Origin of the sequence: Rhodococcus sp. NPDC059968 (assembly GCF_042738615.1) — a bacterium.
Taxonomy (GTDB): domain Bacteria; phylum Actinomycetota; class Actinomycetes; order Mycobacteriales; family Mycobacteriaceae; genus Rhodococcus_F.
In genome coordinates, this window is the sequence record NZ_JBHWUE010000142.1 from 1 (window position 1) to 19172 (window position 19172).

Here is a 19172-nt window from a genome sequence, read left to right on the forward strand (position 1 = left end):
CCACACCTGTTGCAGCGGATAACATCTCCCCATCAGCCTCTGAGCTGCACAAACTCAGAGAATCACGCTGCCACACGGGGCTGACCCCCGGAGAACATGCCCGTCTCCGCCAACAACATCCAGAGCAGTCGGTTGCGCACCGACCCACGCCACTCCCGCGTGTCGGGATCCCAACTCGCGCATGCCTCACAGATCCGCTCGATCTGCTCGGGCGTCAAGATCGGTGGCGCCGCCCGGCCCGGCCGGCGCACCCGGATCACCGCCTGGCGACGCCCCTTGCGCCGCGCGACGTGCTCGAGCAGCGGCTTGTACCGGCCGCCTCCCCGATGGGTGATCCGATGCAGGTCCCGGCCGACGTCCACGCCGTTGAGCACGTGATAGTCGTAGCAGGACAGCACCGCACCCAGCCGTGCGGAGATCGTCGACTCGGCGAATCGGGCACCACGGCGCTCGATCGACACCACCCCCGGCTCGTCCCCGGTGCGCAACCACGTCAGGAACGCACCGAAGTTCTCCAACGTCACCGCATCCCAGACCAGCCCGAACAGCTCCAGGAACTGCCACCACAACGCCAACGCCCGCGCGTAGGACTTCACCGTGTTCGGCGACACCTGCTGGGCCCGAAGATATTCCAGGTACTCCTCCGCCGGGACCACCGGGCGATGATCCGAGCCGAGCACCGTCCAGGTGCGGCCCCCGCCCTCGGGCAGGATCAGCCGCTGCACCCGACAACCCGCCCCGACCGTTCCTGTGATCGTCGTCACATCCGTAGCGTATCCACCCCAGATAGAACGTCCGCGACAGACACGCCGACCGTCGCACAGAACTCTCACCATTCATTGCGGACGGTGGTCACCTAACCCCAGATAGGACGTCGGCACAATCACGACCTGCGACATTCCTTCGCGATCGCCACATTGTCGGACCTCTACCGCGACGGCGACGACGTCCAATCCCGGCTTGCGGTGCTCTCGACTTGGCTTGGACACGTCGATCCGAAATCGCCGTATTGGTATCTTCGAGCCGTCCCGGAATTGTTGGCGCTAGCGGCATCCCGGCTCGAGGATGCGTTCGGGGAACCGACGCGATCGGACGGGTGCTGGAGGACCACGAGTGCATCACAAAGTTGAGGCCGTAGTCGGCGAACGCGGCAGTCATCTCCTGTAGAAGATTGATGACGGTGGTGCCGATCGGCCAGTCCGGTAGCAGGCAGAGCCGCCCAAACGGGGTTATCAACCGTGCTTATCATCTCGACAGTGGCCGATGAACCAGTGACTCTTTTGCTATTCACAATGCGGCGAAACTCGTTGGCGGCGGCCCTCGCTCACCATTCGGGCCGCCACATGTGCATCTGAGAAATACCAACGCATTCGTACGGCAAAGCGTCCTCAGTCACCGGAAGAGCGATGGCTTGCGACCAGGAGTTCGATGGCTTCGCTGGCGAACCTGAGTTCGGTCTTAAATCGTACAAGGTCCTGGAATGCACACCAGCCAAGGACGAGCCCGTCAAGCGTCGAGATCAAGAAGTTCGCAAGTGGCAGCACCAGAGCAAGGTCGTCTCCCTCATCGGCCGCTCGCTCGAACGCCTCGACGAACTGCTTCAGGAACAGCTCGATGATTTCGGCCGCAAGCCGCGCGTGTTCGTGTACTTGTCGCGTAGCCCAGAGAAACAAATCGAACTGCGCACGGGCGTAACGGGGATTCTCCATATACCAGTCTGCCGCGGTAATCAGGATGTCAACCGCGGCCTTCCCGAGCCCGGCACCCTCCTCGACCTCCAACCGCTCGGCCATACCTTCATTCTGCTTCTGGAAGACTGCGATGAACAGCTCCTCCTTCGTACGGAAGCAGTAATGCAACGTCGCCAGAGGAGCATCAGCCGCGGTAGCGATACGACGGGTAGTGGCGCCACTGACTCCGTGAGTTCCGATGACATCGACTGTGGCCTCAATAAAGTCCTGCCGACGCTGCTCAGCGGGGATTCGCGCCATCTCACCTCTCCTGATCAACCGTCTTAGTCAACACTTACTCAACAATACAGCCGAAGATCGACCGACTGGTGAGTCGCCCTGTAAGTGAATCAAGCACACGTGTCGGACGTTTCTCTCTCACGAGCTTTCCGGTGGCGGTCCAAGTCATCGCAACGCCCGAACTGATGGTGCAGGTGTTTCGAATGCCGGACTGCGGCGGCAGAAGGTCCCAACCGCGGCGGCGTGAGATGTCGCGGTCGTCCTCGACTCGGATACGGTGAGATTGTAGTGTCGCCACACGGCAAGCTGTCAGGTGACTGCCTCGCGTTGACCTCAGCGTAAGTGTGAGGCTCTCTTGTGTTCGCCTTCGGTCAGGTTGTCGGCAGTCCGCCGAGAGCTGAAGGGTAATCGTCACGCTCGAGCAGGCCGTGCGGGTCGACCATCTGGCCCTCCATCTCGATCCACCCCATAAAGTTCTCGCCCGCTGACCAGCCGAGCAGTCGTTGCAACTCGGCGGGGAAGCCTTTTACGGTCCCCAGGGGAATCGAAAGGTACTGGTTCTCCTCCTGGCGAAGCGTGGACAGGTCGAAAGACATTGTTACGCCGGTGCGCAAATCGTCTGAGGAGTTGTTGCCACCACCGTGATACGTCGAGCCGATGAAGATGCACCCGGAACCGGCCTTCATCTCGGTCGACACCGCCTCGGTGATGGTGGGTTTGCGATTGTCGTCCCAGAGATGGCTGCCGGGAATCACGAGTGTTCCCCCGTTCTCCTTTGTGAAGTCACTGACGGCGACCATGATCTGTACGCGTGCCTCGCGACCGAACGAGGGATGACGCCAGAGGAAAACCGTGTCGTCCCGGTGGATCGGCTGTGCACCCTGCCCCGGTGCGATCTGGATCGCCTGCGTCATCCCGATCTGGATGTCAGGGGTGATCGGCGTGTTGTCCTCACCGAAGTAGACACCGATGGGCTTCTGCAAGATCGCCCTTGAAATCCCGAGGTACAGCGGGCTGAGCGCCACGTCAACCATGTGAGGAGACCGCGCGAAGAGCGAGCCGGCACGACGGGTCTGAGTCCCGGCGAAGACTTCGTCATCGCCCGCACGGACATTCTGCAGGACTGGTTCGAGATCCTCGCGCAGTCCGCTGATTGTTTCTTTGCTGTAGAGGTCTTCGATGATCACCCCGCCATCGCGGAAGATGACCTCGACAGCCTCGTCGATGGTGGTGGTGCACGGGAGTGTCGTGAGTCCGCCGCTCATGTTGATCATCCATTTCTTCGCCGGGTTACGTCACGGTCGAATGACTGGGTCATTTGACTGCCAAGACTGTAGATCGGCTAGTCGAGAGCGTCAAGCATGGGATGGGTTCAAGCGAGAAATCTTGGGAGCGTTGATTGTTTCGAGTCAACGCTTGCTGTTGCGATTTTGTAAATCCGCTTGACTTCGTCAGAAAGACGTAGTCATAGTGGTCTGCGTCACTTCACAGTCGATCGACCGACTGCATGTGGAACTTATCGAACCAGTGCAAGAGTCGGATCCCGATGCAATTGGAAAGAAGGTTGGCCAGATGTTCGTGAGGCGAACACGACCCCCTGTGCAGTCAGCAACACGGCCGGTCACGCGCCCCGGGGTCGAGGCGTTCGACGCCGTGGTCACCGCTATGGACCAGGCATCTGAGGACGTCCTGCTCGTGACGCTGGCTCGCGAGCACGGCGAAGACATGCCTGCTTTCGAACCGGGCGCCCATCTCGACCTCGTTCTCGAGCCGGGGTTGGAGCGTCAGTACTCACTGTGCGGAGCGACCTCGGAATCCGGATCGTGGCAGGTCGCAGTCCTGCGCGAACGCCAGGGCCGAGGCGGATCCGAGTTTCTGCACACCGCCGTCCACGTAGGCGACACGCTGACGGTTCGCGGTCCGCGCAATCATTTTCCCCTCGTGGATGCCGAGCGCTATCTTCTGATCGCTGGCGGTATCGGGATCACACCCCTGCTCCCGATGATCGAGGAGATCGAGAGCCGCGGGACGCCATGGGAGTTGGTGTACGGAGGTCGCACCCTCGGCTCGATGGCCTTCGTCGAACGGCTCGCCGCTTACGACAATCGTGTCACGTTCTGGCCGGCGGACGAGTACGGCCTGATCGACCTGGACCGCTGGCTCGCTGTTCCGCAAGTCAGGGTCGCCATCTACTGCTGCGGTCCGGGACCGCTCATCGAGGCGGTCGAAAACCGATGTGCCTCATGGCCGGCGGGCGCACTGCACATCGAGCGCTTCGCGCCGAAGGACGGTGTGGATGACGGCCCACGCGAGGAGTTCGAGGTCGAGTTCCGTCGTTCCGGGCTGACCTTCACCGTTCGAGCGGACGAGACAATCTTGGATGCCGCGGAGGAACGCGGTGTGAACCTCGAAATGTCCTGCAGGGAAGGCACATGTGCCACCTGCCTGGTCCCCGTCCTAGAGGGCATGCCGGATCATCGCGACTCCGTCCTGTCTGAAGCCGAGCAGGACGCGGGCGACTCGATCATCGTTTGTTGCTCGCGCGCCCTCAGCCCTCGTCTTGTGCTCGATGCCTGAACAGATCTCACGCAAGACGTGTTGCACCCACCTTCCGTGTGTCCCCAAGAAAGGCAATAAGGAATGAGTATCGAACGCGCAGTTGTCATCGGCGGCAGTGTTGCTGGCCTTCTCGCAGCCATTGCCCTGGCCGAGTCGTGCAAGAAGGTGGTGATCGTCGAGCGCGATGAGCTGCCCGATGCTCCTATCGGGCACAACGGTGCCCCCCAGGGCAAACAGATTCACGTCTGTCTCCCGGCCGGTCTGGCGATGATCGAGCAGCTGATCCCCGACTTCGGCTCCAAGCTCAAGGCGGAGGGGTGCCCGGAGTGGGACGAGTTGGAGGCCGTTCCCTATTTGACGAGTGAGGGGTGGCGCGTCCGCACTGAGAGTCCAGTCAAGACAATCGGTTTCCGGCGTCCTCTGTTCGAGTGGGTGATCCGCCGTCACCTGCTGTCGCTGCCGAACACCGAGGTCCGGGTTGGCACGGTCAAGGGCCTGGCCTCGAACGATGACGCGACAGTGGTAAGGGGTGTCGAGCTCGCCTCGGGCGAGACGGAGCACGCCGACTTGGTTGTGGATGCGAGCGGCCGCGCGTCGCAAGCTCCCAAGTGGTTCGAGAAGCTCGGCTATGCACCCCCGGTCGACCGCGAGGTACGCGTCAACATGGGCTACGCGAGCCAGGTCGTGAGTGTCCCGGAGGGCCTCCTGCCCGAGGGGGTGATGGGCCTGAACGTAATCCCCTACCCCGGTCACCACCGTGGCGCGGTGTTGTTGGCGGCCGACAACGGCACATTCATGCTGACCGCGGTAGGGATGGTGGGTGACTACCCGCCCGGTGACCGTGACGCGCTCCTCGAATACATCGACGGCGCCCCGTCCCCGCTGATCGGGGAAATCGCTCGCCAGTGCGAGCCGGTCGGTGAGATCAACACCTACCGGATGCCGGGCAACCGCAAACGAGTCTGGGAGGACTTGGAGAGCCGCCCGGGTGGCTTCGTCGCCGTCGGCGACGCGTTGGGATCGTTCAACCCGATCTACGGGCAGGGCATGACGTCGGCGGCGAACGCCGCGCTAACGCTGCGCAGCGCGCTCGCTGAGATCGACGGCCGCGCACCAGAATTCCCGGCCGAGTTCCACGAACGTCTGCGCGACTGGACGAACCTCGCGTTCGAGATGGCTGCCGGCGCTGACTGCCTCTACGAGGGTGCCGAGCTCATTGGGTGGGAGCGTCCATCAGACGAGGAGCTCCAGTACGCGATGGCGCTCGAGGGCCTCGCGACCGAGGACCCAGAGGTGCTGGTCGCCCTCGGTCGGGCCCAGTACATGATGGAGATGGAGGCGCTCGAGAGCGACTCGATCACGGCCAAGGCCGAAGCATGGATCAGCTCGAGACGCACACCGCACGCTCCTGACATCACGACGATGCCCGGCGTCACCGTCGCCGCGGCCGCGGCCACGGTCTAGAGGCGAGCACGATGCACACAGCACAGATCGACCCGAACGGATTCGACGTCGAGCTCGACGGTAAACCAGCAGGCCTGCTCGACCTCTTCCCGGACTGGGGTGTGCACGACCGGCTCGCCGTCGTGCTCGCGGAGGAATACGCAGGGTTAGGGGCCAGCCTGATCATCCAAGCAGGCATCGTCAGCTTCTTCGAGGCCAAACCGGAGCGTCGTACCACGGCGCCCGCATATGCCGAGACATTCCTGTTTCACGCTGGCGGCAAGTTCGGCGACCACAGCGCGATGGATGTCTTCCCCATCCGCAAGGAAGTGTTCCTCCCGCCGAACGACCCGTACGCGCTCCTGGCGGCGATCAATGACCGGGCGATCACCCGGCTGGTCGTGCCCGAGGGCGCATTGGGTGACGATGCGATTCTCGAGGCTGTAGCACCGACGACCTGGACGGATCGGGCCAGCGCCCGGGACCGGCTGATCTCGTGCTTCGAGTACAGCCCGTCCGGCAAGGTCGCCAATCCGGACGTGGTCTTGCGCGGCCACGACGCGCAGCTGGAGTCGAATGCTGCGTGGATCCTCACGATGCCGGACACCATCCCAGGGACTGAGGCGTATTACCGGCAGCCGGAGTATCTCGCGAAGCTCGGACACAGTGTGCCGGAGGACGCGAGCAGGTGGGCCGACACGGCGCGTACGAGGCAGTTCGAGGTGCCCGACGAGATCCGCGCGCGCGTCGCCGCCGAGCACCAGGTGATCGACGGGAAGAGTGCATTCACCGAGCAGACGTATCGCCGCGTCTCCACTGATGACGCGCTACGCAGGTTGGCCACGGTCTACTGAACGGATCTGCACACGTCGGGGGCGGCCGGAGCGCGCATCGACTTGGGTCCGTACGCGCTCCGGGAAGACCCCAAAGTGCACAAGGCGATGGTCATCCATCGTGATGGAGATTGCCGCACCAAGTGAAAGGCGAAGCCGTGACTACCGATGTCACCGTACTCGGGCTTGGAAATATGGGAAGCGCTCTCGCTCGCGCCTTCGGACGAGCCGGCCACGCCGTGGCTGGCTGGAACCGCAGTGCTCGAGCGCTCGAGGGGCTCACACTCGAAATCGTCGCATCGCCGGCTGCGGCCGTGCTGGCGAGTCCGGTCTCGGTAATCTGCGTATCCGACAACGGGGTCGTCCGGGAGTGGTTGACAGACCCGGTATTTCGCGCAGCACTTGCCGGGCGGACCGTTGTCAACCTGAACAGCAGCACGCCGGACGACGCTGTCGCGCTCGGCGAGGTCATCATCGGGCACGGTGCGAGCTATCTCGACGGGTTCATCCCCCTCTACCCCGAATATGTCGGCGACCCCGACTCGGGCATCCTTTACTCCGGCCCTGAGCACGTGTGGGAGCAGACTCGCGAGCTGTTGTCTGCGCTCGGCGGCACCTCGGTCTGGATGGGGGAGGACGTGAAGACGCCCGCGGCCCTGTTCATGGGCGTGATAGTCAGCTACTACCACGTCGCCCTGGGCTCATTCGTCGAGGCGGCCGAGTACGCCAGGAGGAATGGCGTCGGGCTCGAGGACGTCCGACGGGCGGGTCTGGAGATCACCGACATCGTCAAGCTCCAAATCGGTCACGTCGTCGACGCGATGGAATCGGGCGACTGCTCGACTGACCAGGCCCACATCGACGTGCACTGGGAGACCGTCGCCATGGCCGCAGAAGCTATGAAGGAGATCTCTACCAGCAGGCAGCTTCATGCAGCACCGTTCCTGGCTGACCTCGAACACGCAAGGGCGGCCGGCCGCGGAGGGCAGTCGGTGGCCGCCATGGGACCCCTGCTCGACAGATCCTTCGATTGATCGTTTGCGACGCCCCGCTTGACCGGGTGCGTGTCGAGCGGTGGACGGACTAAACGTCTGAGCCCGGAGTCGCTCAAAACAAACTCCACGATCTGCTCATTAACCAAGAGATCAACGACTCGACGCCATGCGTCGCGAACCTGTACACCAAGGAGACCGCATGACCGCATCAGAGTTCGAAAAGACAGAGGTCCCCACTGACGGGGCTGACGAAGACGGAAGCCTGAAAGGGTCGCTGGGGACGGGCGGCGTGCTCTTCGCCGTTCTGGCCTACAACGGCCCCCTGTCCGTCGTCATGGGGTTCGTCCCCGTCATTATCTTCTCTGGCGGCCTGGGCAGTCCTGCACTGTTCGTGATGGGCGGAATTCTGCTGACGCTGTTTGCGGTTGGATTCCTCGCGATGGGCCGCCACATGAAAAACCCGGGCGCGTTCTACTCCTATGCGACGGCAGGATTGGGCCGGCCGGCCGGCGTAGCCGCGTCGTTCATCGCGCTCTTCTCGTACTATGTGACGCTCCTGGGGTCCCTGGCCTACGCCGGGCTGAGCCTGCCGAGCCTGGTTCACGACACGCTGTATGGACCGCAGATGGACTGGTGGGTCGCGGCTCTGATCTACGCGGGGTTGCTCGCCGTGCTGGGATACTTCAGCATCGAACTCTCGTCCAAGGTGCTTGGCGTCCTTCTGGCCGGCGAGCTCGGCATCATCTTGTTGCTCAACTTGTTCGTGGGTGCCAACGTCGGGCCGAGTAACTTCGATTACTACGTGTTCACGCCGTCCGAATGGGGCGCATCGTCGATCGGCCTGGCGTTGCTGTTCGTCATGCTGTGTTTCGGCGGCTTCGAGGCGACCGCGGTGTTCCGCGAGGAGGTCAAGGATCCTGATCGGACCATCCCTCGTGCCACCTACCTGACAATCGTCGTGATCGTCACGATGTTCGCGATCTCGACCTGGATGTTTATCAATGGGTTCGGCGCTTCCAACGGGTTTGGTGTGGACAAGGTCGTCGAGGCCGCAGGCGCCGACCCCTTCGGCGCAACCACCGCGAACGTCTCGACATACATGGGCGCCGTCGCCGTCGATGCCGTGACGATCCTGCTGTGCACGAGCATTTTCGCATCGACGCTGGCCTGCCACAACATCATCTCGCGGTACCTGTACAACCTCGGGGTTGACAGCGTCATTCCGCATCACTTGGGCAAGGTCCATGCACGTCACGGCTCGCCGCATGTGGCGTCAATTGTGGTCAGCGTGGCGACGATCTCGGCGATCGCTATTCTGGCCTTGGTCTCGGCCGATCCGGCGACGCTGTACTCGACACTCATCGGAGTGGCCGGGTACGCCATCCTCATCCTGCTTTTCGTTACCTCGGTCGCGATCATCGTCTATCTCAACCGACACAGGGCCCATGGAATGGGTTTCGGCACGCGGGTCGTCGCGCCGGGTCTGGCGGTCGTCGGACTATTCGTATCGGTATACCTCGCGACCAAGAACATGGGTCTGTTGGTTGGCTCGGAGACACGGGGGAACCTGCTTATCGCGCTTGTCGCATTGATCGCGGTGGCGGGTGTCGGCGTCGCGCTCTACTGCCGAGCCAAGAAGCCCGAAGCGTATCAGAGCATCGGTCGCCAGTAGTTGGCCTGCCAGAGGCGCAAATGGGTGACGGCGCCCCGGACGAATAGTTCGGGGCGCCTATGCATTTGCCGAACTTCGTGACAGTTCAAGGTCACCGGGCTCACCGTAGCCAATGGCTCTCCCGCCTTCGAGCACCTCGTCGCCTTCAGCGACGCATACACGATCGAACGATTGCGTGCCGGTGGAGCGATCTGCCGCCCGACCTGGTCACGGCAATGATCGACGCCGGTGCGTCCAAGGTGCTGATGACCGCACGCGACACTGTGATTCGCGCTTACATGGGTGGTGCGATTCTCTCCCTCGGCGCGGTATTCGCGGTCATCGTCGGCGTGCAGACCGGCCAGCCGTTGATCGGGGCGCTGCTCTTCCCGGTCGGGTTCGCCATGCTGTACCTGCTCGGCTACGACCTACTCGCCGGAGTCTTCGTCCTCGCCCCGCTGGCCTGGCTCGACAAACGCCCGGGAGTCACCGGGCTCGGGGTGCTGCGGAACTGGGGCCTGGTGTTTCTCGGCAACTTCCTCGGCGCGATCACCGTCGCGGTAATGATGGCGATCGTCTTCACCTACGGATTCGCGGCCGACCCCAACCAGATCGGTGAGGCCATCGGCCATATCGGCGAGTCACGCACCCACGGATACGCCGAATACGGTGCCGCCGGCATGCTGACCCTCTTCGTCCGCGGTGTGCTGTGCAACTGGATGGTCTCGACCGGGATCGTCGGGGCGATGATGGCAACCGACGTCCCCGGCAAGGTGATCGCGATGTGGATGCCCGTCATGCTGTTCTTCGCGATGGCGTTCGAACATTCCGTCGTCAATATGTTCCTGTTTCCGTCCGGTCTGCTGCTTGGTGTCGACTTCACAGTCCTGGACTACCTGATCTCGAACGAGATTCCCACCGTGCTCGGCAACATGGTCGGCGGACTTGTGTTCACCGGTCTGGCCCTGTATTTCGCGCATCGGCACACCTCCGGCGCACCCGTCCTCGCCCGCGAAGCAGAACTCGAAACGCGCTGAACACCGCCAGCGACCCGCATGGACACCGTTGTGCGGTGTCCATGCGGGTCGCTGTGTGGGAAGAACGCCGACACCGTGGACGGACGGCCCGGCGGGCTACCAGTGTCCGGCCGGTAGGGGATCGAGGGGCACCTTGTGACGGCGGCGGAAACTCTCGGCGTCGCGTCACCGGTGTGGTGGTCACATCCAGGGCATGTCGGGGTCGAGGGGGTGGGAGATCACGCCGTCGTCGGGTTCGAGGGGGTAGTTCGCGGCGTGGTAGGGGGCGCTGGAGGACCCGAAGAGGTCGACGCCCCCCGGCTCGGTGAGTGTGGTGCCCGGTTCGTAGAGTTCGACCTGCTCGGGTACGTCCTCGTCGGGGGCATCGCAGGCGACCATGGGCCACGCGTTGGCGCACCCGATGCGGTCGCGCACCTGGACGGTGTACGGGACCTGCGGGGCGGCGCCATCCGCGGGTGCTGCTGCGGCGGCGGTGGCACCCTGGGCCAGCACGGCACCGAAGCCGAGGGCGACGCCGACGGCTGCTGCGGCTGCGGTGCGTGTTGTGATCGAGGACATTCTGTGGCTCCTGAAGTTCGGGGGTGTTCTCGGACGACCACTAGTTTTCGCCGGAAGCCGCCGTTCGATAACACCCCGAGGGGGTGATCGGTGACCCGGCAGGGGGCGGGAAAGTACCCCTGGGTGGCGGTTCCGCGGATATCGCACGGCGTCTGTTTCGGCTAGGCAGGAGGAGGGGCCGCTGAGGCCGTCGAGCTCGCTGATCACTGAGAGCGGGTGCGAAGCACGGTCGCGGGGACTTCGCTGAGCTGGGACGATGGTAGGGGTCTGCGCTCTCGTGTGTGCTGCCGTGTATCGCGGCTGCGCAGGTTCGTGTCCATGTCATCTCCCAAGACATCGGTGACAGTTCTGCATCAGGACATCGGTGACACTTCAGGTGGTCTTGGTGGTGACACTTCGGGCCTGAGGGTTTGGCGATGGCTGCCCCTGAACCCATCGATCCTCGTGTCCGGCTCGCGATCTCGCAGTGGCCCGATGATGCGCCACGCGGGGCGGTGACAACGTTCCGTGCTGAGCACGGCATCTCCCGCAAGTTCGTTCTACGAAGTGCGCAAACGTGCCCAGGTAGAGGGGCCGGCCGCGGTGCTCGAGCCCCGGTCCCGGCGGCCAACGACGAGCCCGTCGAAGCTCACCGACGAGGTCAAGGTGCCCTCGACGGCGTCGCTGGCACGGATCTTCCGCGAGGCTGGCTTAGCTCGTGTCGAGCCGAAGAAGAAGCCCCGATCGGCATGGCGACGGTTCGTCTACCCGTCCCCGAACGCGTGCTGGCAACTCGACGCCACCGAATCGAACGTGGAATCGTCGAATACTGCGGCGCCACACTGGGAGCGGCCATCCTCGTCCACGAGTCGGACACCAGGGGCCGTGACGTGCTCGCCGCGGAAGTACGTGACGTCGGCGAGAACATCGCGGCACGCATCACCGGCCTCGACAGCATCGATTCCGGTGCCCGACACCAGGACAGTGCAGGCGTCCGATCCTGAGGAACGGGCACGCAGTCCGGCCCGAGAGCGTCCGACAATCAGGCGGATTCGCGCACGACGATTTCGGCAGTCGTCGGTTCCAGAACACGGGGCACAGACTCACCGGCCAACGCTCGGGCCACGGCGTCGGCAACTTTTCGCGCCTCCGAGGAAAGGTCGGTCGCGACGGTGGTGAGCGGCGGAACGGTGAGAGCCGCCGCCGGAATGTCGTCTGCGCCGATGACAGCGAGGTCTTGCGGGGCACGGAGGCCCAGCACGCTCAGTCCCGCGAGAATGGCGAGCGCGGTGTCGTCGTTGTATGCGCACACACCTGTCACCGGCGGAGTCGCAGAACGCCAACTGCGGATCGTCTCGGCCGCGGCGTCGGCATCCATGGGAACTGTCCTCACCAGCGGCTCTGGGACGCCCCTGCCTGCGCAGACTTCACGAACACCTGCCAGACGCGCCTCGGCAACGAGTCGAAGTCGGTCGTCGTCAGGGAGTGCGTATCCGATGCGACGATGGGAGCTGGCCAGATACTCCGCTTGTAGCCGGCCGATCGGCGCTTCGGGCATCGTCAATTCCCTGGATCGAAGCCGAGCAGTGGACCAGGACAGCACCGCCACCTCGATACCGGCCGCGCGCATCGTGGCGGCGTCCTCGTCGGTGATCTCCTCCAGCGACACCACCGCCGCAGGTGAGATTGCCTTCCACACGTCAGCAATCGGCTGGGTGCCGTGCATACGCGGGTGCACGAGGAACGTGAGGTCGTGCCCTGCAAAAGCGATGGAGAGATCTTTCAGGTAACGGCCGAGGGTGTCACCGACCGGCAGATCTGGCAGCAAGCACAAGACGAGGTTCGATCGACCGCTGCGCAATGCTCGGGCTGCCGCTGAGGGGGCGTACGCGAGTAGTGCTGCTGCCTCCAGTACGCGTTGTCGAGTGGCGTCCGGAATGACCTGGTGAGGAGTGTCGTTGAGGACGTAGCTCACGGTGGATCGAGAGACACCGGCCTCCCGTGCCACATCAGTGCTGGTCACTCTGGCCTTGCGTCCGTTGGACGTCATGTTAATTCCTTGTGTTCCTGTTGTCAGCAACGAATCCTATGCTCTATGTTCTCACTTACACGTGTTACTGACACGTGTAAGTGAGAGAAAACCCTAACGAACAGACAGTCCAACAACAGGACGAGGATGGACAACGTGGTGAATGCTGAAATTACCGAAGGCGGTGAGGGGCGGACCTTCGATATTCCACAACCGAAGGCTCCCCGCGGATTCATCACCAAGATCGCCACCGCGCAGTTCGGTGTCGTCGGTGCCTTGTACACCCCCATTCTGGTCACGCTGGCGCTCCGCATCGCGCAGGTCGACCCTGACAACGAGGCCGGGAGCCTGAGCATCGTGCTCGCCACCGGTGCGTTGTTCGCGCTGTTCGCCAACCCACTGTTCGGACGGCTGTCCGACCGCACGAGATCCCGTTTCGGCCGCAGGCGTCCCTGGATGGTCGGGGGCGTGGTCGCAGGGCTCATCGGTCTCACACTCATCGCCTTCGCGCAGACGATCCCGATCATCCTCATCGGTTGGGTCATCACTCAGTGCGCTTACAACGCATGCCTTTCCAGCATGCAAGCCACCGTCGCAGACTTGGTGCCGTCGAATCAGCTCGGGAAGGTGTCGGGAGCGATCGGATTCGCCCAGACCGCACCGGCTATCGTCTGCATTCCGATTGCCACGCTCATGCCGGGTGCTCAGCTGAAATTCCTACTCCCCGCGCTGTTCGCCGTTGCTGCGGTGGCGTTCTTTGCAATATCGCTACCCGACAGACAAGTCAGCGAACAGCGCGACCGGTTCTCGATCAAAGAGTTCATAGGCAGTCTGTGGACGAACCCGGTCGAACACCGAGACTTCGGCTGGGCCTGGATCTGTCGCTTTCTGGTCAGTTTCGGTGCGATGGCTCCTCCTGCCTACCTCTTCTACTACCTGACAGCTGATTTCGGTCTTTCGGAGGACGACGCAGTCAGCCAGGTCACGCTGCTCATCATGGTCAGCTACGTGGTGATGGCCGGCGCCGCCCTCGTCGGCGGTTGGCTCTCCGACAGGATCGCAGCCCGAAAGCCCTTCCTCATCGCCTCCAGCCTGGTGCAGTTCGTCGGCCTGGTAGTACTCGCCGCTGCCCCAGACTTATGGACGATCATGTTGTCGCAGGTGCTGGTAGGTATCGGTGGCGGCATCTTCTTCGCCGTCGATATGGCCGTGATGACCGAGGTGCTGCCCAACAAGGCGGACGCCGCCAAGGACCTCGGCGTCATGAACATCGCCGTTGTTCTACCACAGGTCCTGGCACCGACGGTCGCGGTATTCATTCTCGGCGGCACCGACAACTATGTGCTCTTCTTCGTGGTCACAGCCGTCGTCAGTCTCTGCGGCACCTTCACCGTTCCTCGCATCCGGGGCATCCGCTGACCAGCGACTACCGCCCTCATCGACACCACTCGTGGTCGGCAGCGAATCTGCCCGACGCGAGAGATCTTCAAGGAAAGACGCTATGACGAAAAGGAAAGACGCTATGACGAACCCGAGTACGACCGTGGACCGCTACAACCGGGACATCGACGACCCAACGGCATGGTGGAAGTCGGCGATCGTCTATCAGGTGTACATCCGCAGCTTCGCCGACGGAAATGGCGACGGCATCGGCGATCTGGTGGGGTTGCGATCACGGCTTCCGTACCTCGCGTCGTTGGGCATCGATGCAGTGTGGATCAACCCGTGGTACCCATCGCCGATGATCGACGCCGGGTACGACGTGTCGAACTTCCGTGGAATCGAGCCGACCTACGGATCTTTGGACGACGCAGAGGCATTCATCACCGAAGCCCATGATCTCGACATCAAGGTCCTCATCGACATCGTGCCGAATCACGTCTCGTCCCAACATCCCTGGTTCGAGGCAGCACTGGCCGGCGAGATCGGGGCACGCGATCGTTTCCACTTCCGCCCCGGGCGTGGCGCGAACGGCGAAGAGCCGCCCAACGACTGGAGCAGCTACTTCGGAGGACCGGCATGGACACGACTCGACGACGGTTCCTGGTATCTGCACCTCTTCGCTCCTGCACAACCCGACCTGAACTGGGAGCAGGCAGACGTTCGGCGAGAATACGAAGACATCCTGCGCTTCTGGTTCGACCGTGGGGTCGACGGATTCCGAATCGACATGGCCAACGGACTGGTCAAGCATCCTGATCTGCCGGATGCCGGGCCGATCCCCCTTGGGCTGGAATTTCTCGACCCACATCCGGCGTGGGATCGTGACGGTGTCCACGACATCTATCGCGGGTGGCGAGCCGTCGCCGACTGCTATGGCTCCGACCGTGTTTTCGTGGCCGAGGCGTGGGTACCGAACAACGACAGACTTGCCCTCTACCTCCGCCCGGACGAGTTGCACACGGCGTTCCAGTTCGATTTCTTGAGGGCTCCGTGGCGGGCAGACAACATGCGAACAGTCATCGACAGCGCGCTCGAGCAAGCACGATCGATCGGCGCTCCGGCGACGTGGGTCCTGTCGAATCACGATGTTCCCCGGACTGTTACGCGCTATGCACGATCACAACCCGACCACTTCGTGGAGGTCGAGTGGGAACGCCAGCGATGGTCGAAGGAAGTCCCTGACATCGACCTCGGCAGGCGACGAGGACGGGCAGCTGCCCTACTCCAGTTCGCACTACCGGGTACGGCGTACATCTACCAGGGCGAGGAACTCGGCCTCGAGGAGATCGAATCGATCCCGGACGAGGCCCGCCGGGATCCGACCTGGATCCAATCGGGCTTCACCGACGTCGGCCGTGACGGGTGCCGCATACCCATTCCGTGGTCCGGCGATGACGTGCCGTACGGATTTTCGCTGCCGGCATCGGCCGCGGACGCGTGGCTCCCTCAACCCGCACATTGGGGCTCGTCGACCGCCCGGTCTCAAGACACCGATCCGGCGTCCATGTTGTCGCTGTACCGACATGCACTGGCGATACGCAGCGAGATCTTCGCAAACGACGAGCCTGTGATCTGGATCGACAGTCCGGCGGACACGTTGGCGTTCTCACGTGGAAGAGCCCAGTGCTGGATCAACTTCGGCGAAGTGAGCATAGAGCCGCCTACGGACATGAAAGTTGTTCTCTCCTCGAACCCGAATACACCTTCGGAGCTACTGGCGGCCAACGAGGCGGTATGGCTGCTGTCGGAATAGAGGGGACTCTTCTCAGCGTCGGGCGGCGTTCTGAGCGCTGGCGTGTTGGTCGCACGCGAGGCCGCGCACGCTTTCCATCGCGGGTTCGACTCGGCAAGTGTCAGGTCGCGCTTGACGACGGTGAGGTCGGCCTGCCAGGCTTCTCCGAAGATCCAGTCCGAACTCGACTTCCGAATATCGGTCCTCGCGATATTTGGCGTCGGTACGCTCAATGCAGCATGAGGACTGCGACAGATAACCCAACTCTGCCCGACGGAGCCGGCCCAGGCGGCCACGGTGATCGAGCGCGTGTCTTTCAGCCACGCGATTGAACGGGCGGGTTGCCAGCGGGAAACTCACAGCAACCGCCTGTGCGGAACAGCCTCGGCTGGAGGGTCTCAGTGCCACGGAAGTCGCATGGGTGCGGCGCACCGAATTCGCTGCTCGCGCCGTAATCTCTGCACCCACGCGCGCTACGAGGCGGGTAAGCCCGAATGCACCGATCGACTGATGTGTCCGTGCTGAGTTTCGTTGTGCGGCAGCGAGTAGGTTACGGGTGTGGGTGATCGTCCGACCTGTCATGTCGGGTTGTTCCACTGGCTCTTTCGCGTCGAGGCTGGGCATGCTCGGGCAGAGAGGTTCAGCGCCGATGAGTTGGTCGATACAACAGGTCGCCCGGGTGTCCGGGGTGACAGCACGCAGGTTGCGGTACTACGACGAGATCGGCCTGCTGCCGCCGGCCAGCGTGGGTTCCAATGGCTACCGCTACTACGAACGTGAGCAGTTGCTGCGCCTGCATCGTGTCCGCCCCGCGCGGCGCGCGGGCATCGCTGCACGGTGTATCCGTCCTCGTCTCTGACCGACGCGCGGTGGGCGATGCTGGAACCGTTGCTGCCGCCGCCCGGTGATACGGCGGACCGCGGCGTGCGGCCCGAAAAGCATTGTCGCCGAATGATCCTGGACGCCATCGCGTACCTGGTTCGGGGCGCGATCGGGGGCGCCAACTGTCCGCCGCCGACCACCGTCTACGACGTGTTCACCCGCTGGGTGCGAGCCGGGGTGTGGCGGCGCATCCACGACGCGCTGCGGCACAGGCTGCGGGTGCGGGCCGGACGAGACCGATGCTCGACCGCGGCGGTCATCGACTCGCAGACCGTGCCCGCCGCCGACACGGTGCCCCGATCCAGCCGCGGATGGGACGGCGGGAAACGGACGAATGGGCGCAAGCGACACCCCGCGGTGGATGCGACCGGGTTGCTGCTGGCCGTGCTGGTCGCCGCCGCGTCGATCCGGGACCGCGCCGCCGCGTTCCTGGCTACTCGCGTCTGTGTGACGCGTTCTCCACGATCCGGCTGGTCTGGGCCGACGGGGGCTACCCAGGGCGGCTGACCGGCTGGTCGAACCAGGTTGTGGCCCTAAGGATTCGGATCATCAAACGCATACCTGCCAGCACCGGATTCCGCGTGCGGCACCGGGTCTGGTGGGTGGAGCGGACGTTCGCCTGGATCAAACAGGCACCGCCGCTCCCGTCCGCGACTACGGAACCGGACCGACCACCACGAAGCCATGGTGCACATCGCCATGATCGGGCTCATGACCAGGCGACTTGCACGAACCCCATGAGTATCCGGACGCTCTCTCATGTGGCCGCCCCCGGATCGCTTACGGGTGCTGGTTCACCGATGAAACGCTTGTGGAGTTCCTCGGTGAGTACGTGAATCCGGCGAGTGAGCTCGGTGTTGGTGAGCAACTCCAGTTCCTGGGCGTGGAAGTCGTGGTCGGCCTTTGCTTGCTGGAAGGCCGATTGACGGTTTTGGCCGATCATCACGAAGGTGGACAAGAAGATGGCTTCGAGGGACACGGCGAGGGTCAAGGTGGGCCACGGACTTCGTTCCAGAAGGAGCATCCACACCGTAAACAGCGCCACATGAAGCCACACGAACTGCATTGACCCGGCGAACGTAGTGATTCTGTCGGCCAGCCGCAGCTGCAAATCTTCGCTCCGCCTCTTCGCCTCCTCGGTTACCGTCGGGTGGTGGAGGTGGTTCCCGCGAAGCAACCGGCGCGGTATCAATTGTGGTGCGTGCCGGTCAGTTTCCGAGTGTTTGCTGGTCATTCCAACTGCTCCCTTCGGGTGGTTGTCAGGACTTGGCGGATCAGGTTCTGACACCGGCTGGTTGGTGGGGTGATCGGGCTTTCGAAGGTGATGACAGGTGCGTTCATTGTTCTTTGTCTCCGTGTTGCCCATCGTGCTCTTCCCTTGCCCATCGGGTCCAGTGCGCGGGTGGCCGGATCGTCCTGGTTCGCTGCGTGTCGAGTAGCTCTTCGGCCTCGTCGATGTGTCCTCCCTTGTGGAGCAGTTGACCGGCTGTGCGGAAGCTGGTCTCGGCCTGCGCGGCCCGGCGGGGTGCACGCGTAGTCGCAGTGAAACGCACCCGCGGATGGGTGTCGTCACGGCAGCTTCCTCCCGTCGGCGGTCAGTCCCAGGTGGCCCCTCCGAGGGCCGGCCTCACACGACGCCTACGGCGCCCTCCGTAGGAAATCCTCGATGATGGGGCCGAGTGTGGTGGCGTTGGTGAGCAGGTCGACGTGGCCGCCGGCGTGTGTGTGGAGGGTGGCGTGTGGCAACAGCCGGGCCATGATGTGGGCGTTGATGATCGGAATGATCGGGTCGTCGGTGCCGGCGACGATGAGGGTGGGTTGATGGATCGCGGGGAGGGCGACCAGGCTCGACCACACCGCCCCGGCGAGCAGTTGGTACAGATAGCCGCGGCGGGATCCGGCGACGAGTTGGTGGCCGACGATCTGGGTGATGTCGGCGTTGCCGTAATCGGTGCTGCCGCCGTAGATGGTCGCGGCGATCGAGGCGAGGTAGTCGCGGTCGACGAACCGGCGGGGGGTGAGCATCTTCGTCAGGACCGACGGCCGGGCGGGCACCATGAG

Annotated in this window: 18 protein-coding genes and 2 pseudogenes; 13 read left to right on the top strand and 7 right to left on the bottom strand. The window is 63.5% G+C overall.

Annotated features, from left to right (window positions below):
• Window positions 1–62: 62 nt before the first annotated feature.
• The 3 genes from ACFWAY_RS48840 to ACFWAY_RS48850 form a co-directional block, all read right to left on the bottom strand.
• Complete coding sequence (locus ACFWAY_RS48840; protein WP_378515832.1) at window positions 63–764, bottom strand: site-specific integrase; 702 nt, start codon at window positions 762–764, stop codon at window positions 63–65.
• A 624-nt stretch (window positions 765–1388) separates the two neighbouring features.
• Window positions 1389–1991 (bottom strand): TetR/AcrR family transcriptional regulator, encoded by a 603-nt coding sequence (locus ACFWAY_RS48845; protein ID WP_378515833.1) that lies wholly within the window; start codon window positions 1989–1991, stop codon window positions 1389–1391.
• Between the two features lie 350 nt (window positions 1992–2341).
• Window positions 2342–3235, bottom strand: a complete 894-nt coding sequence (locus tag ACFWAY_RS48850) for a phytanoyl-CoA dioxygenase family protein (RefSeq protein ID WP_378515834.1) — start codon at window positions 3233–3235, stop codon at window positions 2342–2344.
• 400 nt (window positions 3236–3635) lie between these two features.
• On the opposite strand from ACFWAY_RS48850, the pseudogene ACFWAY_RS48855 reads away from it, so the two are divergent.
• The 7 genes and pseudogenes from ACFWAY_RS48855 to ACFWAY_RS48885 form a co-directional block, all read left to right on the top strand.
• Window positions 3636–3845, top strand: a pseudogene (locus ACFWAY_RS48855) (oxidoreductase); the annotation flags it as partial.
• Window positions 3846–3911: 66 nt separating this feature from the next.
• Window positions 3912–4547, top strand: coding sequence for a flavin reductase family protein (locus ACFWAY_RS48860; protein WP_378515847.1), 636 nt, complete (start codon window positions 3912–3914; stop codon window positions 4545–4547).
• A 63-nt stretch (window positions 4548–4610) separates the two neighbouring features.
• Window positions 4611–5993, top strand: coding sequence for an NAD(P)/FAD-dependent oxidoreductase (locus ACFWAY_RS48865; RefSeq protein WP_378515835.1), 1383 nt, complete (start codon window positions 4611–4613; stop codon window positions 5991–5993).
• An 11-nt stretch (window positions 5994–6004) separates the two neighbouring features.
• Window positions 6005–6826: a hypothetical protein gene (locus ACFWAY_RS48870; protein ID WP_378467749.1), complete on the top strand. Its 822-nt coding sequence runs from the start codon at window positions 6005–6007 to the stop codon at window positions 6824–6826.
• Window positions 6827–6963: 137 nt separating this feature from the next.
• Window positions 6964–7839 carry an NAD(P)-binding domain-containing protein gene (locus tag ACFWAY_RS48875; protein ID WP_378515836.1) on the top strand — a complete coding sequence of 292 codons (876 nt, stop codon included), beginning with the start codon at window positions 6964–6966 and terminating at the stop codon, window positions 7837–7839.
• A gap of 160 nt (window positions 7840–7999) precedes the next feature.
• Window positions 8000–9472, top strand: coding sequence for an APC family permease (locus tag ACFWAY_RS48880; protein WP_378515837.1), 1473 nt, complete (start codon window positions 8000–8002; stop codon window positions 9470–9472).
• A 215-nt stretch (window positions 9473–9687) separates the two neighbouring features.
• Entirely contained in the window at window positions 9688–10488 is an 801-nt protein-coding gene (locus tag ACFWAY_RS48885) for a formate/nitrite transporter family protein (RefSeq protein ID WP_378515838.1), read from the top strand.
• A gap of 180 nt (window positions 10489–10668) precedes the next feature.
• Here ACFWAY_RS48885 and ACFWAY_RS48890 read toward each other — a convergent pair whose 3' ends face one another.
• On the bottom strand, window positions 10669–11046 hold the full coding sequence (locus tag ACFWAY_RS48890; RefSeq protein ID WP_378515839.1) for a hypothetical protein: 378 nt from the start codon (window positions 11044–11046) through the stop codon (window positions 10669–10671).
• Window positions 11047–11540: 494 nt separating this feature from the next.
• On the opposite strand from ACFWAY_RS48890, the pseudogene ACFWAY_RS48895 reads away from it, so the two are divergent.
• Both ACFWAY_RS48895 and ACFWAY_RS48900 read left to right on the top strand, forming a co-directional pair.
• Window positions 11541–11832: pseudogene (locus ACFWAY_RS48895) on the top strand (IS481 family transposase); the annotation flags it as partial.
• Complete coding sequence (locus ACFWAY_RS48900; RefSeq protein WP_378515848.1) at window positions 11775–12029, top strand: hypothetical protein; 255 nt, start codon at window positions 11775–11777, stop codon at window positions 12027–12029. The pseudogene ACFWAY_RS48895 and the gene ACFWAY_RS48900, both read left to right, overlap by 58 nt.
• A 38-nt stretch (window positions 12030–12067) precedes the next feature.
• Here the strand turns inward: ACFWAY_RS48900 and ACFWAY_RS48905 are convergent, their stop codons facing one another.
• Window positions 12068–13075 (bottom strand): LacI family DNA-binding transcriptional regulator, encoded by a 1008-nt coding sequence (locus tag ACFWAY_RS48905; protein ID WP_378515840.1) that lies wholly within the window; start codon window positions 13073–13075, stop codon window positions 12068–12070.
• A 135-nt stretch (window positions 13076–13210) separates the two neighbouring features.
• Between ACFWAY_RS48905 and ACFWAY_RS48910 the strand changes: the two genes are divergently transcribed.
• From ACFWAY_RS48910 to ACFWAY_RS48925, 4 genes are all read left to right on the top strand, one after another.
• Window positions 13211–14473, top strand: a complete 1263-nt coding sequence (locus tag ACFWAY_RS48910) for an MFS transporter (RefSeq protein ID WP_378515841.1) — start codon at window positions 13211–13213, stop codon at window positions 14471–14473.
• A gap of 103 nt (window positions 14474–14576) precedes the next feature.
• Window positions 14577–16250: a glycoside hydrolase family 13 protein gene (locus ACFWAY_RS48915; RefSeq protein ID WP_378515842.1), complete on the top strand. Its 1674-nt coding sequence runs from the start codon at window positions 14577–14579 to the stop codon at window positions 16248–16250.
• 628 nt (window positions 16251–16878) lie between these two features.
• Complete coding sequence (locus ACFWAY_RS48920; protein WP_378515843.1) at window positions 16879–17088, top strand: MerR family transcriptional regulator; 210 nt, start codon at window positions 16879–16881, stop codon at window positions 17086–17088.
• 17 nt (window positions 17089–17105) lie between these two features.
• The gene (locus ACFWAY_RS48925) at window positions 17106–17618 is read left to right on the top strand and encodes a transposase (protein ID WP_378515844.1); all 513 of its coding nucleotides are present in this window, start codon (window positions 17106–17108) and stop codon (window positions 17616–17618) included.
• A gap of 250 nt (window positions 17619–17868) precedes the next feature.
• Here the strand turns inward: ACFWAY_RS48925 and ACFWAY_RS48930 are convergent, their stop codons facing one another.
• Window positions 17869–18477 (bottom strand): DUF1003 domain-containing protein, encoded by a 609-nt coding sequence (locus ACFWAY_RS48930; RefSeq protein WP_378515845.1) that lies wholly within the window; start codon window positions 18475–18477, stop codon window positions 17869–17871.
• 272 nt (window positions 18478–18749) lie between these two features.
• Window positions 18750–19172, bottom strand: a 423-nt coding sequence (locus tag ACFWAY_RS48935) for an alpha/beta fold hydrolase (protein ID WP_378515846.1), incomplete at its 5' end; no start/stop codon positions are given.

What these genes read in the sequence shown, in the direction of transcription:
- ACFWAY_RS48845 (WP_378515833.1), bottom strand. Translation starts at nt 1,991, where the DNA reads ATGGCGCGAATCCCCGCTGAGCAGCGTCGGCAGGACTTTATTGAGGCC.
- ACFWAY_RS48850 (WP_378515834.1), bottom strand. Translation starts at nt 3,235, where the DNA reads ATGAGCGGCGGACTCACGACACTCCCGTGCACCACCACCATCGACGAG.
- ACFWAY_RS48865 (WP_378515835.1), top strand. Translation starts at nt 4,611, where the DNA reads ATGAGTATCGAACGCGCAGTTGTCATCGGCGGCAGTGTTGCTGGCCTT.
- ACFWAY_RS48870 (WP_378467749.1), top strand. Translation starts at nt 6,005, where the DNA reads ATGCACACAGCACAGATCGACCCGAACGGATTCGACGTCGAGCTCGAC.
- ACFWAY_RS48880 (WP_378515837.1), top strand. Translation starts at nt 8,000, where the DNA reads ATGACCGCATCAGAGTTCGAAAAGACAGAGGTCCCCACTGACGGGGCT.
- ACFWAY_RS48885 (WP_378515838.1), top strand. Translation starts at nt 9,688, where the DNA reads ATGATCGACGCCGGTGCGTCCAAGGTGCTGATGACCGCACGCGACACT.
- ACFWAY_RS48890 (WP_378515839.1), bottom strand. Translation starts at nt 11,046, where the DNA reads ATGTCCTCGATCACAACACGCACCGCAGCCGCAGCAGCCGTCGGCGTC.
- ACFWAY_RS48900 (WP_378515848.1), top strand. Translation starts at nt 11,775, where the DNA reads ATGGCGACGGTTCGTCTACCCGTCCCCGAACGCGTGCTGGCAACTCGA.
- ACFWAY_RS48905 (WP_378515840.1), bottom strand. Translation starts at nt 13,075, where the DNA reads ATGACGTCCAACGGACGCAAGGCCAGAGTGACCAGCACTGATGTGGCA.
- ACFWAY_RS48915 (WP_378515842.1), top strand. Translation starts at nt 14,577, where the DNA reads ATGACGAACCCGAGTACGACCGTGGACCGCTACAACCGGGACATCGAC.
- ACFWAY_RS48920 (WP_378515843.1), top strand. Translation starts at nt 16,879, where the DNA reads ATGAGTTGGTCGATACAACAGGTCGCCCGGGTGTCCGGGGTGACAGCA.
- ACFWAY_RS48925 (WP_378515844.1), top strand. Translation starts at nt 17,106, where the DNA reads ATGCTGGAACCGTTGCTGCCGCCGCCCGGTGATACGGCGGACCGCGGC.
- ACFWAY_RS48930 (WP_378515845.1), bottom strand. Translation starts at nt 18,477, where the DNA reads ATGGGCAACACGGAGACAAAGAACAATGAACGCACCTGTCATCACCTT.